Source organism: Ellagibacter isourolithinifaciens (assembly GCF_008831035.1).
GTDB lineage: Bacteria > Actinomycetota > Coriobacteriia > Coriobacteriales > Eggerthellaceae > Ellagibacter > Ellagibacter isourolithinifaciens.
Window position 1 is genome coordinate 1 of the sequence record NZ_WAJR01000064.1, and the last position, 1,210, is coordinate 1,210.

The 1,210-nt window shown below is 69.6% G+C and carries 1 protein-coding gene; it reads left to right on the top strand.

Features of this window, described 5'->3' with window-relative positions:
• Nucleotides 1-116: 116 nt before the first annotated feature.
• On the top strand, nucleotides 117-1,210 hold a 1,094-nt coding region (locus tag F8C90_RS10750; protein WP_158050496.1), incomplete at its 3' end, for a UPF0236 family transposase-like protein.

Here is a 1,210-nt window from a genome sequence, read left to right on the forward strand (position 1 = left end):
GTGCGAGTTAAGTTTTTGAGGAAAAACAGCCGAGAAATCTGCTAGCGAAGGAAAAGGGCCCTTCGGTATGCTTGCGGGTGTCTAAGCCAAAGCAAGCGGGAGAAAGGCCCTTCGCGATGAATCTTACCACGCGCGCCGACGCCGTGGCGGCGCTCCGCGCCCACTACATGCCAGAATTGCTCAAGGTCGAGGACCTCGAAGCGTTCGAGTCGATCGTCGCCTCGAACGGGAAGTCCCTGCTCGCGGGGGTGATGGCGGCCTGCCTTGCCGGGTTCGACGAATCGCTGCGCGGATCCATGCCCCGCGGCTGGTCGGCCCACCACAGGGCGAGGCGCAAGCTCGCCACGCTCGTCGGCCCGGTCGAGTTCGAGCGCACCGTGTTCGTCGACGAATTCGGGAGGCGCCGCGCCCTGCTCGACGAGCTGCTGTCGATCCCGCCCCGGTCGCGATTGTCGCCCGGCGCGTTTCTGTGGCTGGTAGGGCGCGCGGCCGAGGAGTCCTACCGCAAGACGGCGGCCGCCTTCCTCGCCGAGACCGGCTGCCGCGTGTCGCATGTGGCGGTGATGGGGTGCGTGCGCAGGGCCGCGGAGCTGCTGCGGCGCCGCGAGCCGCCGGCGTCGGGGCGGATAAGCCAGCCGACGCTGTTCCTCGAGGTCGACGGCCTGTGGGTCCACCTGCAGAGCCCCGAGCACCGCGACGAGGCGCTCCCGCGCTTTTTGTACGAGCAGGCGCGCAAGGCGGCGTCGTTCGAGCTGAAGCTGGCCGCGCTCTACGCCGGCAAGAAGGAAGTAGCGCCCGGCCGCTACGAAAGGGGCGGCCTGCGCCTGACCTGCGCCGATCTGCCGCCGCAAGGCTTCTGGAACGAGGTCTGGGCGATGCTCTCCGCCGAGTACGACCCGGATGACGTGGGAACCCTGTGGGTCGGCGCCGACGGCGGCAAGTGGTGCGGGCCCGGGCGCATAGCCGAGATGGCCCCGGAGCCGTGCCGGGTCAGGGGGTCGCTCGACCCGTTCCACGTGATGCAGAAGGTCTGCAGGGCCTTCCCCGAAGGGCCGCGCCGCGAGTGGGCGGCGGGGCTCGCGCGCCGCGGCCGGCCGCTGCAGCTTGCCCGCATGTGCGGGCGCGTTTTGCCCAAGATCAAGGACGCCAAGCGCCGCGACAGGGTCCGCGACCTGCGCGGGTACATGCTGAACAACGCCGATTGCGTCGT